The sequence below is a fragment of the Cesiribacter andamanensis AMV16 genome, assembly GCF_000348925.1.
In the GTDB taxonomy this organism is placed as follows: Bacteria; Bacteroidota; Bacteroidia; order Cytophagales; family Cyclobacteriaceae; genus Cesiribacter; species Cesiribacter andamanensis.
Genome location: NZ_AODQ01000086.1, coordinates 1 through 19,256, shown reverse-complemented (window position 1 = coordinate 19,256; position 19,256 = coordinate 1). Strand labels below are relative to the sequence as shown.

General features: G+C 54.3%; 17 protein-coding genes and 1 pseudogene. 4 read left to right on the top strand and 14 right to left on the bottom strand.

What is annotated here, in order from left to right; all coding sequences use genetic code 11:
• Positions 1-67: 67 nt before the first annotated feature.
• From ADICEAN_RS14645 to ADICEAN_RS14620, 7 genes are all read right to left on the bottom strand, one after another.
• The gene (locus ADICEAN_RS14645) at positions 68-2,593 is read right to left on the bottom strand and encodes a zinc-dependent metalloprotease (RefSeq protein WP_009196408.1); all 2,526 of its coding nucleotides are present in this window, start codon (positions 2,591-2,593) and stop codon (positions 68-70) included.
• Positions 2,594-2,815: 222 nt separating this feature from the next.
• Positions 2,816-3,367 (bottom strand): GNAT family N-acetyltransferase, encoded by a 552-nt coding sequence (locus tag ADICEAN_RS14640; RefSeq protein WP_009196407.1) that lies wholly within the window; start codon positions 3,365-3,367, stop codon positions 2,816-2,818.
• An 87-nt stretch (positions 3,368-3,454) separates the two neighbouring features.
• Positions 3,455-4,408 (bottom strand): hypothetical protein, encoded by a 954-nt coding sequence (locus ADICEAN_RS14635; RefSeq protein WP_009196406.1) that lies wholly within the window; start codon positions 4,406-4,408, stop codon positions 3,455-3,457.
• 2 nt (positions 4,409-4,410) lie between these two features.
• Positions 4,411-4,764: a hypothetical protein gene (locus tag ADICEAN_RS21395; RefSeq protein ID WP_009196405.1), complete on the bottom strand. Its 354-nt coding sequence runs from the start codon at positions 4,762-4,764 to the stop codon at positions 4,411-4,413.
• Positions 4,765-4,899: 135 nt separating this feature from the next.
• Complete coding sequence (locus ADICEAN_RS14630) at positions 4,900-5,883, bottom strand: UbiA prenyltransferase family protein (protein WP_009196404.1); 984 nt, start codon at positions 5,881-5,883, stop codon at positions 4,900-4,902.
• A gap of 31 nt (positions 5,884-5,914) precedes the next feature.
• The gene (locus tag ADICEAN_RS14625) at positions 5,915-6,595 is read right to left on the bottom strand and encodes an HAD family hydrolase (protein ID WP_009196403.1); all 681 of its coding nucleotides are present in this window, start codon (positions 6,593-6,595) and stop codon (positions 5,915-5,917) included.
• Positions 6,592-8,400, bottom strand: coding sequence for an LIC_10190 family membrane protein (locus ADICEAN_RS14620; protein ID WP_009196402.1), 1,809 nt, complete (start codon positions 8,398-8,400; stop codon positions 6,592-6,594). Before ADICEAN_RS14620 ends, ADICEAN_RS14625 begins: the two co-directional genes overlap by 4 nt.
• A 770-nt stretch (positions 8,401-9,170) precedes the next feature.
• On the opposite strand from ADICEAN_RS14620, the gene ADICEAN_RS14615 reads away from it, so the two are divergent.
• On the top strand, positions 9,171-10,451 hold the full coding sequence (locus tag ADICEAN_RS14615; protein WP_236612928.1) for an MBOAT family O-acyltransferase: 1,281 nt from the start codon (positions 9,171-9,173) through the stop codon (positions 10,449-10,451).
• A gap of 3 nt (positions 10,452-10,454) precedes the next feature.
• Positions 10,455-11,426, top strand: a complete 972-nt coding sequence (locus ADICEAN_RS14610) for a hypothetical protein (RefSeq protein WP_152426448.1) — start codon at positions 10,455-10,457, stop codon at positions 11,424-11,426.
• Between the two features lie 99 nt (positions 11,427-11,525).
• Here the strand turns inward: ADICEAN_RS14610 and sucC are convergent.
• The 3 genes and pseudogenes from sucC to ADICEAN_RS14595 all read right to left on the bottom strand — a co-directional run bounded on the left by sucC (position 11,526) and on the right by ADICEAN_RS14595 (position 14,605).
• Positions 11,526-12,742 (bottom strand): annotated as a pseudogene (gene sucC / locus ADICEAN_RS14605) (ADP-forming succinate--CoA ligase subunit beta).
• A gap of 131 nt (positions 12,743-12,873) precedes the next feature.
• Positions 12,874-13,665, bottom strand: coding sequence for a hypothetical protein (locus ADICEAN_RS14600; RefSeq protein WP_009196397.1), 792 nt, complete (start codon positions 13,663-13,665; stop codon positions 12,874-12,876).
• Positions 13,666-13,702: 37 nt separating this feature from the next.
• On the bottom strand, positions 13,703-14,605 hold the full coding sequence (locus ADICEAN_RS14595) for a glycosyltransferase family 39 protein (protein ID WP_009196396.1): 903 nt from the start codon (positions 14,603-14,605) through the stop codon (positions 13,703-13,705).
• Positions 14,606-14,660: 55 nt separating this feature from the next.
• On the opposite strand from ADICEAN_RS14595, the gene ADICEAN_RS23585 reads away from it, so the two are divergent.
• Positions 14,661-14,792: a hypothetical protein gene (locus ADICEAN_RS23585; protein ID WP_262486192.1), complete on the top strand. Its 132-nt coding sequence runs from the start codon at positions 14,661-14,663 to the stop codon at positions 14,790-14,792.
• 76 nt (positions 14,793-14,868) lie between these two features.
• On the opposite strand, the gene ADICEAN_RS14590 is transcribed toward ADICEAN_RS23585, so the two are convergent.
• The 4 genes from ADICEAN_RS14590 to ADICEAN_RS14575 form a co-directional block, all read right to left on the bottom strand.
• Positions 14,869-15,309, bottom strand: a complete 441-nt coding sequence (locus ADICEAN_RS14590; protein WP_009196395.1) for a hypothetical protein — start codon at positions 15,307-15,309, stop codon at positions 14,869-14,871.
• A gap of 56 nt (positions 15,310-15,365) precedes the next feature.
• A complete protein-coding gene (locus tag ADICEAN_RS14585) occupies positions 15,366-17,075 on the bottom strand; it encodes an alpha-amylase family glycosyl hydrolase (RefSeq protein ID WP_009196394.1) in 1,710 nt (569 codons plus the stop codon).
• 134 nt (positions 17,076-17,209) lie between these two features.
• Positions 17,210-17,644, bottom strand: a complete 435-nt coding sequence (locus ADICEAN_RS14580) for a hypothetical protein (RefSeq protein ID WP_040397385.1) — start codon at positions 17,642-17,644, stop codon at positions 17,210-17,212.
• A 177-nt stretch (positions 17,645-17,821) separates the two neighbouring features.
• Entirely contained in the window at positions 17,822-18,178 is a 357-nt protein-coding gene (locus tag ADICEAN_RS14575; RefSeq protein WP_009196392.1) for a hypothetical protein, read from the bottom strand.
• A gap of 114 nt (positions 18,179-18,292) precedes the next feature.
• Here ADICEAN_RS14575 and ADICEAN_RS14570 point away from each other — a divergent pair, with 114 nt between their 5' ends.
• Positions 18,293-18,949, top strand: a complete 657-nt coding sequence (locus ADICEAN_RS14570) for an ABC transporter ATP-binding protein (protein WP_009196391.1) — start codon at positions 18,293-18,295, stop codon at positions 18,947-18,949.
• Positions 18,950-19,256: the final 307 nt, after the last annotated feature.

Below are 19,256 nucleotides of genomic sequence, written 5' to 3'. Positions count from 1 at the left end.
GCTTCAAATTTCATCCTTTCAAAATTCGGGATGATTCATGTTTGTAGTAGTGAACTAAATTGGATGACTACTGGCGGCGTGGGTTTAGCACATCTTCAATGCGCTGTACCAGGTCCTGGTAGTGGTAGCGGGTGAGGGTATCGGACGTGCGGCCCTGGGCGGCGCGCAGATCGCGCTGCAGGCGCTGCAGTTCGGCGCGCACCACGGGCCGGATGTCGGAATTCTCCACATCTACCTGGGTAAAGCCCATAAAGGCCTGTGCCCGTGCAGGTACCTGCTGCTGCTCTTCCTGCATCAGCTTGCTCAACTGGGCTACGTACACCCGCTGCAGGTTGCGGCGGTATACATCGGCGCTGCGGCCACTGCTCAGCTCGGTCCAGATGCCGGGGCGCAGATCGTCAAACAGGTTGGTCATGCCGTAGTTGTTGCGGTCCAGCTCCTTGGCTTCTATGAGGCGGCCCAGGCGGCCCGGATCCAGCACCCGGGTAAGGATGCCTTCCTGCAGATTTTTGATCCGCTCTACGCTACCGGTGCCTTCAATGCGGCGCAGAATGTCAGTGTTCAGCATCCACTCAGGGGTTTTAAAGGCCTGCTCGTTCAGGAATTTCACCGCTTCTTTCTGGGTGGCTACCGGTACGGGCTCGTACACAAAGCCTTCCTGATCATAGGTCTTGTTGTTTTCATATACCCCGCCAATATTGCTGCTTACGTGGCCCATGTAGCGGTTCCACTGGCCGATCACCTGCTTGTAGAGCTCGTCCAGGTCTTCGTAGTTCTTGCCGTCTTCTGAGGTCCAGGTCACCAGCTGGTCCATCACCCGCTTCAGGTTGTTGATGCCGTAGGTGCTGGCCTTCATGGCATTGTCGCCCAGGTCTTCGGTCTGCGAGCGGGGGTCAATGGGGTTGCCGGTCTGGCGGCCGTAGCGGTACAGCTTATCGCCGGCGCGCTCCTTGATCCAGGCATTCAGCTTGTCTTTTTCGGCATCAGGTGTGGCCGCTTCGGGAAAGTAGGTGTAGCCCCACTTCACCGCCCATTTGTCATACGGTCCGATCTCCGGATAGAGGGCTACGCCTTTGTCTTCGGGCTGGGCAATGTAGTTAAAGCGGGCGTAGTCCATAATGGAGGGAGCCGTACCCATTTTGGCCGTAAAGCTGGCGGAGCGCAGTGAATCTACCGGGTAGGCATTGCTGGAGCCCATGTTGTGGGGCAGACCCAGGGTGTGGCCTACCTCATGTGCCGATACAAAACGGATCAGGCGGCCCATTACCTCATCATCAAACTTGGTCTTTTGCGCATTGGGGTTGATGGCAGCCGTCTGGATAAAGTACCAGTTGCGCAGCAGGTTCATTACGTTGTGGTACCAGCCAATGTCGCTTTCCAGGATCTCGCCGGAGCGGGGGTCGTGCTCATTGGGTCCGTAGGCATTCTGAATATCAGAGGCAAAGTAGCGGATCACCGAATAGCGGGCATCCTCGGGGCTCCAGTCCGGGTCTTCTTCCAGGCTGGGGGGGTCTTTGGCAATGATGGCATTCTTGAAACCGGCGGCCTCAAAGGCAACCTGCCAGTCTTCTACCCCCTGCTTCAGGTAGGGGCGCCATTTTTCGGGAGTGGCCGGATCAATGTAGTACACGATCTGCTTCTTGGGTTCTACCAGCTCGCCACGCTTGTAGGCTTCCATGTCCTCGTCTTTTGGCTCAAGGCGCCAGCGCACAATGTAGGTACGGCGCTTGGCCCGCTGCTCATCCAGGCCATAATCTACCTGGCTGGTGCTGAAATAGCCCACCCGGTTATCGGCCAGGCGCGGCATCATGGGGCGCTCGGGTAGCAGCAGCATGGAGTTGTTAATCTCCAGCGAAATAGTGCCGGAGCGGCTCTCGGATGGGGGCTCGGTGGCATTGTAGGTAAGTACATGCCGGGCCTCTACGTTTATGGGGTAGCTCTTGATGCTTTCAATAAAGGTGCGGCTCTCATCCAGGCGGCTTACCTTATAGCTTTTCCGGCGGTTATCATCCAGGCCAATAGAGGGCACATCTTTGGTAAAGAGAGGGGTGACATCAATCACCACGCCTTTGTTTTCAGGCGCCAGGGCCTCAATGTCAAAGGCCTGCAGAATGGGCTGAAAGTTAGAGTTGGCCACCGACTGGAATATGGGCAGCGAGTCGTTGGCTACGTTGTCGTAACTCACCAGGCGCATGAGCATTTTTTTGTCCTTGCGCTCCCAGCGGATCACCTGCGAGTTCAGCTTTTCACCACCATAGCCAATGCGGTTGGCGGTTTTGGAGATGCGGGTAATGAGCAGCATATCACGGCCCATGAGCGAGTCGGGGATCTCGTAGTAGTATTTGGCATCTACCTTGTGCACCTTAAAGAGCCCCTCATCGGTCTGGGCCTGCTCGGTGATCACCTTGTTATAAGGCTTGATGGTGGCTGCCTTGCCATTGCCACCCCCTGCGGCGGTGGCCCCTCCATTGGGGGTCTGGGCCGTGGCGGCAGGTTGTTGAGTTGCCGTACAACTGGCCAGCATGCTGCCCAAAAGCAGTACGCTAAGCCCTTGCCGGATTCTGGATCTTTTCCAAAATACCTCTGTATGCATGATTATAGGATTGGTAAACAGATATGTTGTTTAAACATGTAATATACAACGATTAGGCTACAAGCTAAGGATTGGGTAGCGAATTCTGCGGAAAAAGTGGCTTTTTGCAAAATTTAGTCCGTTTTGTATACTTTTTTGAAAGGGAAAAAGCTGATCTTTTCCACAGGCCAGGCGGCTCCTGGCCGTAGTATGGCTACCCGATGGGAAAGGTAAAAGGCCGGGCTACCACTGCCAGGCCACCAGTTCCCAGACCTCTCCATCGGGAGCCTGGTAGGTATGAAAAGTGGTAAAGCCCAGGCGCTGATGTGCCCGCAGGGAGCGGGGGTTGCGGGCTGCGATTTCGGTGAGCAGCAGGGGATACTGCTGGGCGTAGTGCTGGCGAAGCTGCTGGTACAGGCCGTCAAAGATTCCCTGGCCCCTGTAGCCCTCCGCTACGCAGATTTGACCACATACCAGGTAGTTCACCTCCTTCAGCGCCCGGCCCTGCAGCTGTAGCCCATCAATCACCTCAAACATGGGGATCAGGACCGGTATGTCATTGCGGAACGCCCGGGTCATGGCCAGGCAGTAGCCTGCCAGCTGCTGGCCCTCTTTGGCCAGGATGGCGGGGGCTGCAGCATTCATTTGCTGTAGCAGGGGCAGGGGGTGGGCTACGGTAACAAAGCCCTGGGAGGCCAGGGCATCATCAGGCAGCACGGAGGGCAGGTTTTGCTGTTGCAGCGCAAGTACCTGCTGCAGCTCCTGCCGGGTACGGGCAAGCTGGTAGCGGATCATAGAGATGCTCTAAAGCAGTAAGGTAGTATGTTTTGGGTTAAAAAAAGGAGGCTGACAGCAGCTGCCAGCCTCTATTTTTTCTACCCCCTACTGCAGCATGGAGGCCGAGTAGGGGTTGGAAAGCAGTTCCCTGAATACGTCCCAGCGCCGCTGCGGATCCTGGGCGGTGCCACCCTGGCGCTCTACCCATCTGCTCACCAGCTCCTGGCCCAGGTTGTAATTGATCACATAGCTGCGGTAGCGGTCAATGAATTCAGTACGCTGCAGGGCCTTACCCGGATCATAAAAGGTATAGGTTACCAGCCAGTCGGCGGTCTGCTGCCGGCTCAGGCTGCCGTTGAGGTACAGGCGGGCGGCTTCGTTACCGGCAAAATTCAGGTGGGCGATCTTCTGCAGAATGCTGTAGTAGCGCTCAGCCTCGGCCGGGTTGAGGCCAGCCAGCGGAAAGAGCACTTCTTTTTCAAAAGCCAGCCGCTCGGCGTCCGGAAAGGCCACCTCAATTCCGTAATTAGCACTGCCTTCTGCAATGAGCGACTGCGGACTGAAGAGGGGGTAAATGGAATATTCCATCCAGCCGCGGCGGTTCACCAGCTCTTCTTCCAGCAGCACATTGAATACATGGTGGCCGGGATAGCCCTCATGGCAGGCCAGGTCTACGGCACGCTCAATGTAAATGGCATGGTCGGTATTGAGCTGGATAAGGCTGTAGCCTCCGCCCTGATAGTAGTTGTAGCCCGACCAGGGCTTGCCTGTTACATACTCCACCCTGAAATTCTCCTCTGCGGGCAGGGCATAATGTGCTTTGGTGCGGCGGCGGGCTTCGGCTATGGCGGTCTTAAAAACCGTATCCAGCTTTTCTTTGGGAATGGCAAAGCCGCTGCGGTAAGCCAGCCAGCGCTCGCTTACCGAGCCGCTACCCGGCAGCTCCTGCCCAATGGCTGCCAGCAGCGAATCAAAATAGGCCTGGGGGTAGTGGGGCGGCTGCGCATCGTAGAGGCGTTTGGCTTCCTCATCAAAGGGGTATTCTTTGCCCTGCATCATCTCTACCTTGGTACAAACGGCCAGTAGCTGTTTTGCAGCATCTCAACCCGGCGCTGCACCTGTGGGTCGGGGCTGCCGACGGTGTGCCGGGCAAGTTCCTGCTGCAGGTTCCGGAGCACTGCCAGCAGGGAATCGGCCGGCAGGGGGCCGGTGGGGGAAGCGGCAGGGGTGGGGCGCCACTCCTCGGGGCCGTAATAGGCATCTATAAAGTCGCTATCATACTGGCCTATGAACAGCAGGGTCTTTACGTAGCGTTCGGCCAGCTGGTCCATGGGAGTTCCTGCGGCTTCTTCCGGGCTGGAGGTGGCACAGGCTGACAGCAAAGCCAGGCATAGAGCAAGTAGGGGTTTGTTCATATCGGGAAAAGACTAGTGAGATGCAGCTGCAGCCGCTGCATTATCCCGACAAGATACTCGCTTTTTTCAAAGCGTAAAAGACAAAGGCCGCTACTGTGGGGTAGCGGCCTGTTCGTCTGGGTTTGTTTTATGGGCTTAGTTGAAGTTGTTGCGCAGGAACCAGTGCAGGGCTGGTATGTCGATGAGAATAAGCGCTACCAGCAGCAGGCCCAGGAACAGCACAAACCACCTGAACTTCTTCTGCTTGTACAGTTTTTCGGGCTTTTGCGCCGGCGAATCGGCCTGCAGGCCAATTTTTAGGTACCAGGCAAACAGCAGGGCAAAGAAGGGGAAGCTGATCAGCAGCTCAATGCGGTTCTTCACCAGGAAGATCCCCAGGAAGAAAGCCGAGGTAAGGGCATAAAAGAAGGAGGAGATCAGCAGGCTGTTTTCAGTATAATACTTAAACGACTTGCGGTAGGAGCCGGCCACCTGCGGATCGTTGATAAAGCGGTATTCGGAAAAACGCTTCACCGCCATCAGGAAGGCACCGCCCATCCAGTAGGCTACCAGTACCGAGGTGGGCGGAATATTGGTAGGCACAAAGATGAACCAGCCCAGGGCAAAACGGATGGGATTGTTTATTGACTCCGACAGCACATCAATAAAGGGTTTGTCCTTGGTGCGCACCGGGCGTACATTGTACAGGATGCCCATCACCAGCAGCAAGGCCGAGGTGAGAAAGAACGGCCATGAAATGTAATAGGCCAGTGTAAGGCCCAGGGAGGCGATGAGGGCATACTGCAGGTAGACATACTGCGCCGACAGGTTTTTGGTAACTGAGGGGCGAAATTTCTTAACAGGATGGAAGCGGTCAAACTCAGCATCCAGCCACTCGTTGATCACATAGTTGGCAGAGGCGATCAGGCAGGTGCTGATTACACCTACCAGTACAGCTACCAGCAGCTCCAGGGTAAAGGCTACATTAAAGTAAATAACGGCAAACAGCATGCCGGGCAGCATAAATACATTTTTGAACCAGTGGTCGGGCCGGGCCAGGGCGATATAGTCTTTAAGTGAGGATTTGCCTTTCTCCAGTGCAACTGCCTTGGGCTGCGTTTTGGCATAGTTCTGTTCCATATCAGGTAGTTCTTGTGTAGGTTGTAGTAGGTTAAACAGGCTGAGGCGTTGCCACGCTCTCAGCAAGAGCGCTATAAAAATTGGTTTGTTTGTCCGTCTCTGTCAAAATGTAGTAAGGCATGCCTGCCTGCCGTGCACATGCTCCATCCAGCTCGTCCCGATCGCCAAAAAACAAGCAACGCTCAGGTGTGGTATTAAATGTTGTTAGTATATAACTGAGTCCGGCAGGATTAGGTTTTAGGGCATCTATGCTTTCATCGGTAGAGGCTACTACCAGATCGGCCTCCAGCCCCATGGCCGCCAGCTTATCGGTAGCCGGGTAATCGGAGTAGATGGCAATCTTTATTCCCCTCTTTTTCATAGCGTTAAAGAACATTTGAATGCCCGGATAGCTGCAGGCCTGCAGGTGTGGGAGGGGGGCCTGGTACATCCACTTTGAGATGATTTGCTTTACCTTCTGTGGGGCAACATTTATTTTTTGGGCACAGCGCTGGTACTGCGCCTCCTCCAGATTGCTGACCTGGTCCAGGCACATTTTTTCCCGCTCCTTTCTGAAGATGCGGATCACCTGCAGGTCATAGGCCTGCCAGGGGCGCAGGGCATAATGGCTCAGCAGGCTGCGGGTCATTTGCCGGCGCAGGCGGGACTGGTTGTACAGAGTGCCGTCCACATCAAAAATCACTACGTCTATAGTGTTCCAGTCAAACGTCATCGGGCGTTGGGTTTGTATATCAGTTTGTTGTAGTCATGGCCGTTGATGCGCATGCTTTCCAGGCGCTTGCTGCTGTAGGCATCCGGGTTGGCCCGGTCTATCCGAAATCCTCCCCGCAGGGATTCTGTGCGCAGCTGCAACCCATCTACAAAAAAGGGAGCGCAGGGCAGGGGGGCATCCCAGCACTGGGCAGAGGCTTCCGGCACGTATACGGAAAGTTCATTTTGCTCCACTACCTGCAGTGTATACTCCGGAAGGCCCCCCGGGGTTACCAAAAAGTAGCCCGGGTGTTTAAAATAATACCGCATGGCATCATAGGCCGGTTTTACCAGGAAAAAGAGCATCAGCAGGGGCAGTATCCTGTAGGTGCGCTGCGCCAGCCGAAAGCGCAGATCCAGCTGGTACCGCCTGCTAAGCTGCAGCAGCACCTGGCTCAGGCACAGCAGCGAGAGTACAAGGGTAAAGCTTATGCCATACCTGAAATGGGGCGCGCTGAAAAACCAGAACAGAATACCCCCGTAGACCGTCAGCATAAGCAAGCCATAGCCCAGCACTGGCTGGCTCAGCCGGCCTCTGTAGTAGGAAAGATACAGGTACAGCGGAAGGCAAAAGGCAATGAGCAGGTTCAGGAGGGCTGCTCCTTGTTCAGAGGGCTGCAGCTGCGAAAACCAGTAAGGAAGCCACTGGTGCAGGGATAATTTGTCAACTTCTTCAAACCGCATCTGACGGATCTTGGCAAAGGAACGGGTCTCCAGCACCTCCAGTGCTACCAGCTCCCTGGGGATCTTCCAGTCTACGGCAAACAGATCAAGCTGGTAAAGGGGGTATACCAGATAGCCCGAGCTGATAACGTTGCGCGTAAACCAGGGAAGGGTAAGAAAAAGCACGATCAGCAGACTCCAGGGGAGCATGAGCTTGCCCCCCCTAACCAGCTGCAGCACCAGCAGCGACAGGGGAAGCAGCAGTATGGGAGCAGCCGATAACTTTACCGTTACCGCAAATACGGACAGCAGCAGAATGAGCAGGCTGTTTACATCAAACTGGTAAAGCCTGCGCAGTTCAAGCTTGGTGATAAACAGAGCCAGGATGGTCCAGATCAGGAAGGGAATTACAAAATCGGGTGAGGGCGAGAGTACATTCTCCATCAGCAGGTGCAGGGGAATGAGGGTAACCAGCCTAAAAAAATTGCTGAAGCTAAACTTGCCGCTCAGGATCTTGCGCAGCCCCCCCAGGGCGTATAGGCTGATGATCAGCAGAAACAGGCCGTTCAGATCATAGAGGCTAAGGCCCAGGAACGAAAATGTAAAGAGTGCCGAAAGGGTATGCCAGGCAGAGTTAAAGGAAAGCTTGGCGTGCAGGTTGCCCAGGCCGGTAATGGCCGGATACTGCTCCATCCACTTAATGGTTTGTATATAGTAGAGGCCTTCATCATACTTGGTATCGGGCACGGCCGATAGCATAAGGCCTATAAACACCACCAGGGCGGTAAAGAGGTAGAAGGCAGGGGGTGCCTGCCGGATCTCCTGCAGATAGGTGCCAAGGCTGGTGCGCAGAGCCCGCCAATCCACCAGCAGAATGATACCCGCACCCCCAAGCAGCAGCAGGTTGGCAAGCAGCCCTATGCTGATGAAGAGCGACAGGTAGCTGGTGAAAGTAGCAAGCAGCGCCAGCCCGGCAAGTAGATGAATGGAAAAATGCACATCGGACTTTTCCTGGCTTACATAGCGGAAAAACCCCAAAAGGGCATGACCGTAGAGGTAGCTTAAAATAAGGATATACAGCCAGGCCAGTAAGATTAGCAGCATGAAACAGTACGCAAACTGGTACAAATGATCACCTAAAAATCTACCCTCCCACTACCCCTACGGGCAGGCTGCACCATGGCGGATCGTTATACGATTGCCGCTGCGCAGGGATGAACCTGAACAGAGCAACAGAGGGTAAGAAAACCATAAAAAGAGGGAATACCTGCAGCCAGGTAGGCTACATTGACCCATTAGCCATTAAACCGCTTCTGTTTCTTTATTGTTACGTTTTAAAACGTGTATTTTTTCCACAGCACTAAAATATACCGCTTAGGGGCAAGCTGGCTATGCCGCAGCCTGTAGACTTTTTCCCCATGAAATACAGTATAGCAAGGGCTGTTGTGCGACCGATCAACAAAGGACATTTTGCCGGCAAACGGTTGGTCTAAAGCATTATAACAAGCTGTATGTTGTATTTTACAAGCGGGGTCCTGTGGAGGTGCAATCCGGGAAAAGTATAAAAAATTTGTAGGCTCTTATTTAACAAAGCCCGGCTTGCTGCGTTTAGGTTGAAGAAGCAGCGCGTGGTATCCGCTAAACGGATGATGTGGAGGATAGGTGATCACAGCCCGTTAGTATGCCCTTTAGTGCCTGTTTCGGCATTTTTTTTACTTAAATGGTATTGAACCGTGATATTCAATAGCGTTCCCTTTTTAGTCTTTATTCTTGTTTTTGTACCAATATATTTTACGCTAAAGGGCCGGTACAGATTGCTCTTTTGCCTGCTCTCCAGCTACTTTTTTTACAGTTGGTGGGACTATCGCTTTTTGGTGCTCATCCTCTTTTCAACCACGCTTGACTTTACAGTAGCCCGGGCACTGGAGCGCTCGCAGGAGGGGGGCAGGCGAAAAAAACTGCTGCTGCTAAGCATACTGGTAAATTTGGGCATACTGGCCTGTTTCAAGTACTTCAACTTCTTTATGGATTCTACCCTGGAGTTGTTAAACTACCTGGGCTTTCATGCCAATTACCAGCTGCTGCAGATCATACTGCCGGTGGGCATTTCCTTTTACACCTTCCAGTCCATGAGCTATACGGTAGATGTGTACCGCAGGCGGCTGGCAGCCGAAAAGGACTTCGTTACCTATGCCACCTACATCTCCTTTTTTCCGCAGCTGCTGGCCGGCCCCATTGTGCGGGCCAGTGATATGCTGCACCAGCTGCGCACGGATAAACGCTTTGACCTGTATAACTTCCAGGCCGGCCTGTCCATTGTACTGGTGGGCTTGTTCAAAAAAGTAGTGATTGCCGATTCGCTGGCTGTTTTTGTTGATGCGGCCTTTGCCTATCCGGAAAATTATCCGCCCCTCTACCTGTTGCTGGGCGTAATTTTCTATTCCTTCCAGATCTACTGCGACTTTTCGGGCTATTCTGATATTGCCATTGGCCTGGCCCGGATGCTGGGCTTTAAATTTCCGCTCAACTTCAGAATGCCCTACTTCTCCAAGAGCTTCAGTGAGTTTTGGGAACGCTGGCACATTACCCTTTCCCGCTGGCTCAGGGATTATCTCTACATTCCCCTGGGGGGCAACCGGGGCGGGCAGTTCAAGACCTACCGAAACCTGATGCTGACCATGCTGCTGGGCGGGCTCTGGCACGGCGCCAGCTGGACTTTTGTGTTCTGGGGCTTTCTGCACGGCACCTACCTCATTCTGCAACGGGTAGTGGAGTGGGCCAGGGCGGCGCTGGGCATTCGCCTGCCCCGCCTGCTGAATGCGGTGCTAAGCATTGCCCTGGTGTATTCACTCACCTGTCTGGCCTGGGTATTCTTCAGAAGTCCCGATTTTGCAACGGCCAGCCTGGTGCTTAGCAAGATTGCCTCTATTTCCGACCTCTCATTCTCTGCTCTGCCCAATAAATTCATCATTGCCAAAGGGGTGGCCCTCATTGCACTGCTGCTGGTGGTGGAATACATCAGCCTGCGGGTAAACCTCTCCAAGATCATGCTGCGCTACCCGGCCTTTCGGCTGGCTGCCTATGCCAGCATTATCTGGTTCATAGCCCTTTTTGGCTCCTTCACCAATTCACAGTTCATCTACTTTCAATTTTAAACTATGAGATCTATCGCTCAGGGAATGCTTAGCAGAGCGCTTCGCCCATACCGCCAATCCCTTGTGCAAACCAAAGGGGTAAACCAGCGAGGGGCAAAAGCCAGGTTTGTTCGCTCCAGCATGCTGGTGCTGCTGCTGTTGGTTCCCGTAACCTTTATTGGCGACCGCCTGCTGGGTGCCGGACTGGAATGGCTGCTGCTGGAAAGCAACTTTCGCTACTCCAGGCTCTATGGCGGTACGGCTCAGGCCGATGTGGTGGTGCTGGGAAACTCCCGCGGCCATGCCTTTTACGAACCTGAAATGGAAAAGCTCTCCGGCAGAACCATTTTTAACCTCAGCTATAATGCCCTGCCGATCTCGGTAGGCCGGGCGCTGGTAGAAGATTACCTGGATCGCTACACCCCCAGTGTGCTGGTAGTAGATGTAAGCATGCTTACCAAAACGGAGGAGCAGATCACCAACAGCTTTAAGGCCTATGAGTCGCTTTCGCCCCGCCTGGATAAGCTCATCGAGCGCAGCTCCGAAGAAACCAGTACGGCCTCCCAGATCTTTAGCCTCTATCGCTTTAACTCAGAAGTGTTTCACCGGGCCCTGTACTACCTTGCTAAAACTGACGACGACTGGATCCTGGACAAGCAGATCAGTGCCACCATGGCCCGCAACAGCCGGGACCTGGATCGGGTATCTTTCCGGATCACCAAAGACCGGATGCGGGACCTGCGCCACATCATAGAGGTGGCCGAACGCAAGGGGGTGACCGTTAACCTGGTCATGGGCCCCTACTATCCCGGCTACCTGAAAAAGATCAGCAACCTGGACCAGTTCCTGGCCACTATTGAAACCGCCACGGGATATGAAGTGGAAGATTATTCTGGACTAATCCGGCAGGATGCCATGTTTTCGGACTACCTGCACCTGAACAAGGATGGAAGTAGCATTTTTCTGGCCGAGCTGTATGAGGATGAGGTTTTTTAAATGGAGTTACAAGTTTTCTTTTACCTGAAGATGCTATAGATACAAAAAGCCAGCGCCCGGGAGGAGCGCTGGCTTTTTGTGTGTATGTAGGATCAGGGATTATGCTCCCTGCAGGGCTTCTTTAACACGCTCGGCGGCGTCTTTCAGCACAACGGCCGATTTTACCTGCAGGCCGCTCTCATCAATGATGCGGGCACCTTCTTCGGCATTGGTGCCCTGCAGCCGTACAATGATGGGTACGTGGATGTCACCAATTTTCTTATAGGCTTCCACTACGCCATTGGCTACACGGTCACAGCGTACAATACCGCCAAAGATGTTGATGAGGATGGCCTTTACATTGGGGTCCTGCAGAATGATGCGGAAGCCAGCTTCTACCGTCTGGGCATTGGCTCCGCCGCCTACGTCCAGGAAGTTGGCAGGCTCGCCGCCCGACAGTTTGATGATGTCCATGGTGGCCATGGCCAGACCGGCGCCGTTTACCATACAGCCTACGTTGCCGTCCAGCTTCACATAGTTCAGGCCGCTCTCGCCGGCTTCTACCTCCAGGGGATCTTCTTCGGTAACATCGCGCATGGCAGCCAGTTCTTTCTGGCGGTACAGGGCGTTGTCGTCCAGGTTTACTTTGGCATCTACCGCCAGAATCTGATCATCTGAGGTTTTCAGCACGGGGTTGATCTCAAACTGAGAGGCATCGCTGTTGATGTAGGCGTTGTAAAGGGAGGTGATAAATTTCACCATCTCTTTGTGTGCCTTGCCCTCCAGCCCCAGCTGGAAAGCCACTTTGCTGGCCTGGAACGGACGCAGGCCTATGGCCGGGTCTATCCACTCCTTGATGATCTTTTCGGGCGTATGCTCTGCCACTTCCTCAATGTCCATACCCCCTTCGGTAGAGGCCATGATCACATTGCGGCTCTTGGAGCGGTCCAGCAGTATGGACAGATAATATTCCTTGGGCTTGCTTTCGCCAGGGTAGTATACATCCTGGGCAACAAGTACTTTATTTACTTTTTACCTTCCGGACCGGTCTGGATGGTTACCAGCGTGCCGTTGAGGATGCCTTTCGCTTTTTCAGGGACTTCATCGAGGCTTTTGGCCAGTACCACTCCATTGGAGCCGGTTTCCTGTACTTTGCCTTTGCCCCGGCCACCTGCATGGATCTGTGCTTTGATCACAAACCAACCAGTACCGGTTTCGTCCTTCAGTTTCTGGGCTACTTTTTTTGCCTCCTCGGGAGAGTCGGCCACATAGCCTTCCTGAATTTTCACACCCCATTTTTTCAGGAGTTCCTTGCCCTGATATTCGTGTATGTTCATCCGTACTAAAAATTTTTGCCCGAATCTACGGCTTATCCGGCAGGTTTACAAACCTGGGAGCGCAAGTCTGCAGCGGATGCCAAAGGAATTCCGGCCCTATTGACCCTGGCTTTAGCAGCAGGGGCGCCCCCCTATTGTCTAGGGCCTGTCTGGCTTCTAGTGGGAGGAATACTGGTTTGGGGCTGGTCCTGCACTTCTACAAGGATCACCCGTACATTAGACCCCAGGTAGGCAACAGACTCACTGCCCATGGCGGCCAGGGCCCCAAGGGGAGCGGCCCCTGCTTTTGTTCCCATTTCATGGTACCAGGGGGGCTGGTCATCAAAATCACCAATGTTGAGGGTAAGAAAGCGTTCATGGATAAACCAGATGCGCTTTTTGTTTCGGGCTTTCTCCAGATGCGGCTGCAAATAGGTCAGGTATTCGTGCCGGCTGTTTACCTGATTTTTGATGTCGCCAAGCTCTACCGCTGTATAGCCAAGCTGGTAGGCGTGTCTGTAGTAGGCATAGGCGTGCGCAATGTTCCAGTAGACGTATACGATATCGCCCTCCCGATAGTGTTCATTGATGTGCAGCAGGGCTTCCCGATAATTGGAGTTTTTGTAGCTGCCCAGGTGGTGAGGTTTGGCCAGCTGGTTGGCCGAGCCCCAGACCGGCCAGAGCAGCAGCAGGGCAGGCAGGACATAACGAGCCGAAAAGCGGGCGGGAATCAGATGGGTGCAGTGCTGGCAGCCTTTGGCAATGAACAGAATGGGAATGGGCGCCAGAAAAACAAGCATTCGCTCCATGAAGGGGTATAGGTCCAGCAACGTAGCCAGAAGGGTAAGCAGGAGGGGAAAAAGCAGGGCCAGGAATACCTTTAGGCTTTTGCGGTAAAAAAGCAGCATGCCAATGCCCCAGAAAAACAACCAGATCAGCCCCATCTTCAGGAAGATTTCTACAGGGGTGTTGATAAATGATTTAAAGGCGTTGGCATTCCAGATGATGCCCAGGGGGGTAATCGAGCAGGCGGTATAAGGCTTTCATGAGCCAAAGGAGCCCTGCCTCTGAAAAAAAATCCACCGGGGCAAATCCGCCCCGCACCCTAAACCAGTTCACCAGCCACTCCTGCTCGGCGTGCTTGTGGGTAAAGAGCAAAAAGTTGATAACAAAACTGACAAGCCAGAGCGAAAAGGGAAGCAGAAAGCGCCTAAGCAAGCGCCAGCGCTTACGGTAGAGGAAGTACAGGCTGGTACCAATAGCCATACCGGCCAAAATAAAGATGGCAGAAAACGAAAACCAGAGGAGCACAGCCCCCATCCACCCAAAGCCCAGCAGGCTGACCCAGTCTTTTTTGTTATGATAGCGGCTGTAGAGATAAAGGGCCAGTACGGTGGCCAGCAATTCCATGCCATATTGTTTTACCTCCACACTGTGGTAGACCAGGGGCGGGGCCAGGGCCAGTATGCCCATGGCAAGCACCACCCCCAGGGGTTTGAGAAAGTACCGGGCCACCGGTAGAAACGCAAAGAGCGAGGCTATGCCACACAGCAGGGGTACCAGCCGCAGCGCCCGTTCATCTTCTCCCAGAAGAATCACCGAGAGTTTTACCAGCCACAAAAAACCAATTGGGGCCTTTTGCTGGTAGGCTAGCTCTGGCTGGGTAAGCCCCATAAAGTCGGTTTTTAGGATGCTGGTGATCAGGTAGATCTCGTCAATCCAGAGCGAGCGGTTATCGATGTAGTGAAAAACACGCAACAAGATGCCACTTACCACAAATACCCAGACCAGGACAGCCAGCAGCTGTCCATACTTGTGGCGGGCAAAAAGCAGCAGAGCAGGGGGGAGGGCAAGGGGGGAATGAAGGGGCTCGATCTTTCGCAAAATACTGGGCGTAAAGGGAAGCCTGCCAAAGGGTAAGCAGCGTCCTGATGGAACAATGCCGCCGGACTGGCCTGCAGTGCAGGGCGCCGAGCGCTTTGCAGACGTATGGTCTGATGAAACCTCCAACTACATGGGCGGGCAGCAGCACCAGCGCATTGGGGTAGCAGGGCTCAAGACTCCAGCATAGCGGCTTATTGGACCTTAACAAAAAGCCGATCTGATTGTTCGGAGAAAGAAAATAGCCCCCAGGAGCTACCCTTCCCTCACCTGGCCCCTATCTGAAGCTCCTGCTTCCCTTCCAGCAGCACCAGGTGGCAGCAGTCGTGCCCGATTAGGTAGCGCTCCCGTACCACCACCGCACCCCCTTGAAGGCCGGTAAATTCGAAGCTGCTGCCTTCTTTTCGCACATCGCGCAGCTGGGCATCGGTAAGCACCGGGTAGTAGGCCTGCTGCGAGCCGTATTCCTCATTAAATTGGTACACCTGCCCGGTCTGCAAATTTTTGGTCTCATAGCTGTCCAGTACAACCGGATCGCCCTGAGGGGTGGTGAGGCGGATGCCAACCGTTACAAAAACTTCCGTACACATCAGTTCTTCGGGGCAGGTTGTTTCCTGAACAAAGGGATCGCTCTGGCAGCCGGGAAGTGCCAGCAGCAGTACAGCTGTCAGCAGCGGTAGAAAGGAGCGTTTATGCGGGAGGATCATAGGCTTTTTTTAAAAAGACAGTCCTGGAGGACAAAGGGTTGGTTGCTAAGGGCTGCTTACCAGCGTTCCAGTAGCAGCAGGGGGTAGGGGGTGTCAAAGCTAAGACTGCCCGCCTCTACCCGGGCATCGGCTCCGGAGTAGGCATCCCGCACCCGCTCCCCTTCAGCAAAAACGCCATGCACCGGTACGGTCTTGGGGCCCTGCGGAAGCTGCAGGGCTACCAGCACCTGATCCTGTACACCACCCGCAGCATAGGTTCTGGAAAAAAGATAGGGTTGCTCCCGAAGCTGCTGATGCAGGCCGGCTCCCACGGCCAGGTGCCGTCTGCGAAACTGACCCAGGCGAGACCAGTGCCTGAAATTTTCCTGCACGGCAGCATCCTGTTCCAGGGCCTGCCAGTTCATAAAGGAACGCAGGTTGGCATCGCCCTCAGCCCCTGCAATGGCAAGGGGGCGGTTGGTTTCATCGCCATAATACACCTGGGCTGCTCCTGGCGATAGCAACAGCTTGATGGCCGACTCCCAGCCCCTTGTACGGTCCCGGTCAAAGGGATCGCCATCATCGTGCGAGCTCAGGTAGTTGAGCACCCCTACCCCCGCCAGCGAGCCCTCCCGCAGCAGGGCATCGTATTTGGCAAATAACTGCTCATAGCTGCGGGCTGTCTCCAACTCGCTCTGCCGGGCAGGCTGCTCCCGTCCGGCATCCCATTTAAAGGCAAAGTTGATCAGTGAGTGAAAGCCATGCTGATAATAATCGATCTTGCGGTCGCCGAAATCATAGGCCCGCTCGCCGCCGGCGCCAAAACCATATACCTCACCCACCAGAAAGAAATCGGCATCATCCAGCACCTGCCCGGGATTGCGGGCTTTCCACTCGGCAAAGGCTTTTTGGGCTTCTTTCTGCAGTTCGCCCCAGATCTCGGGCTCGGTATGTTTGGCGGTATCTACCCGAAAGCCATCCACACCATATTTATGCACCAGGTCTACCAGCCATTTAAGGAGATAGTAGCGCGGGGCGCGGGGGTAGCCACTGCTGGCAAAAAAAGCATTCAGTGACTCGGTCTCCTGCTGCAGACGCCCTTCAGCCTCCCATTTTTGCAGCAGCTGCGGGGGCAGGTCTACGGCTTCGTTGCGTTCCGTGCGGATGTCGGGCAGGTTTTTTACCAGGGTGCAGGCGGTGGTGGTCTCATAACCGGTATAGGTACAGGGGGGGCTTTGGCGCACCCAGCTTTCGGGCCAGGCGGGGTCCTGTTCGGTTACGGGTCCGGTATGGTTCAGCACTACATCAAACAGTACCCGAATGCGCTGCTGGTGGGCTGTGGCCACCATCTCCTGCAGCTCGGCCTCGGTACCAAAGGCAGGGTCAAGGCGGGTCCAGTCCCTGGCCCAGTAGCCATGGTAGCCATAGGTGGCGCCCTGGCCTTCATCTACCGCTCCCTGTATCTGCTCTACCAGAGGGGTCATCCAGATGGCGGTGATGCCCAGCGAATCAAAATAGCCCTCCCGCAGCTTTTGGGTAATGCCGGCAATATCTCCCCCGGCAAAACCCCGCAGCGGCGGCGTGGGTTTGGTGCGTTGCAGGGCCGCATCATTGGCTGGGTTGCCATTGTGAAAGCGGTCGGTCAGCAGAAAATAGACCGTGGCATTTTGCCAGGAGAAGGGGTGGCGGGCCTCAGGATGTACAATTGCATCAGTGGTCTGGGTGCGCATGTCCTGGCAACTTGCCAGCAGAATCAGCAGCAGAAATGAAAAAAGGCGGGTGGTCATGGAAGAGAGGGGGTTAAAAATGCACCGCAGGCAGTAGCGTGCAGTTAAATATAGCCTATTCTGGCACTTATTGGCACTTTGGCAGGGGTTAATGCAAAAAAAAAGCCGGCTGGGAGCGGCTTGGAGCGTGTGTGTTAGTTCAGGTTTCGTATGTGAGTCAGCAGCACATGCTCATCCTGCAGCAGGAGCTTGCCATCGGGCGACAGGCTGGCTTCAAAAGCAGTTGACACCCCTTCTTCTGCTTCATTGATGAAGGTGAGCACATTTTCATCCGATAGCGCCCAGGCACCGCCTGCGGTCAGTTTGCCATCGGGCCCTACCACATCATAGGTTTTGTCGTTTTTGATGACAAGGGTTCTTACAAAATGTTTATTCCAGATTGCCGCAAATTCCTTGTCAGCTTCATAGGTTTCCTGATAGTCCTTGCTATACTCGCTGCTGATTGCCCAGCTGCCTGCAAGCTGTGTTTCCAGCGGATTGGCAGGGGTTAGTACAAGATCGTCCTGCTTTTCGCAGCTGCTAAAGGCTACTGCAGCCAGCAGCGCAAGGGATAAAACCGTTTTTTTCATAGCCATAAGATGAAAATAAGTCCGGAAACATGTGCTTCCAGGCAATGTATTTCTCTACAATGCTGCAAGCCGGCCTTTATTGTGCTGGGATAAAATAAATTTAATTGGCTGGGGATGAGGCAGCAGGCTGACGCGGGAGAGGGCCTGGCCCGGAGCCGCTCCAGCCTGGCCCGTGGCTTAGTCTGCGGGGCGGATCTCCAGGATGTGGAGGTTGCTGGCAAAGCGGGCAGGCATCATGCCACAGCTATATTCCAGGGGCTTCTCCAGCAGGCGATAGGTGACCACCACCGGGCTGCTATCGGTCTGCTGAAAGGACTCGGGTATTGCCTCTTCATTGCTGGGTTTGTACTCCTTGCCATTAATGTCCAGAAAAAAGCCACAGCCATCGGCAGCCAGCATGCCCGTCCAGCGCAGGGTGGCCTCAGCAGTGATGGGTTCGCCATTGGCAGGGGCATCGCTCTCAAGCGAAGCGGGTTGGCAGGCGCCCAACATCAGCAGCAGGGCAAGAAAGGGGAGAGCAGCAAATGATTTCATAGGGATTAGAAAAAAGTGATGGTGAGTTGTAAGCAACAATAATACCAGTTCCTGAGCGGATTTAACAGCGCGGCTCTCGACAGCCGCCCCTTTTTTTCGTATACTTGAACCCACATGCTCATAGCTGAAAATATCATTAAATCATACGGCGACCTTCAGGTGCTGAAGGGAATCAACCTGCACGTAAAGCAGGGGGAGATAGTCTCCATCGTAGGGGCCTCCGGAGCCGGCAAAAGTACGCTGCTGCACATACTGGGTACCCTGGATACGCCCGATGGCGGAAGCCTTCAGATAAAGGGCCAGCCCCTGCATCGGGGCATGAATGCCCGGGAGCTCAGCCGGTTCCGCAACAGTAACATTGGCTTTATCTTTCAGTTTCACAACCTGCTACCCGAGTTCACTGCCCTGGAAAATGCGGCCATGCCTGGTTTTATTGCCGATAACCGGCCCGAAGAGCAGGTGCGGCAGGAGGCAACTGCCCTGCTGCAGAAGCTGGGCCTTGGCCAGCGCCTGCACCACAAGCCAGGCCAGATGAGCGGGGGCGAGCAGCAGCGGGTGGCCGTAGCCCGGGCGCTTATCAACAAGCCGGCCCTGGTATTTGCCGATGAGCCCAGCGGCAACCTGGATTCTCACAGTGCCGATGAACTGCACCACCTGTTTTTTCAGCTGCGGGAAGAAATGGGGCAGACCTTTGTAATTGTAACCCATAACCAGCAGCTGGCCGATATGGCCGATTTCAAATACGAGATCGAGGATGGGGTGATCCTGTAGTCCGGCCTCAGGACATAGCTGGGTAATAAAAAATTAATTCGGTATACGCATACAGAAACGGTCCTATACTTACATAAAACATGAGTTATCCCGAATTTTTTAGCGGGATAATAAATAAAAAAACGTGAATTATGGATTAAGCTCTTTACCTAAAGAAGGATAACGTACGAAATCCCCCTTGGCGAAGGGCGGCCCGCGTAGGGGGCAGGGGGATTGGTGACATTGTATTCGAGGCTTATTAATATCTAATGAACCTGACCAGTAAAATTTAGTAAAGGCAGCTTTTGAAACTATGACTATTTTAATC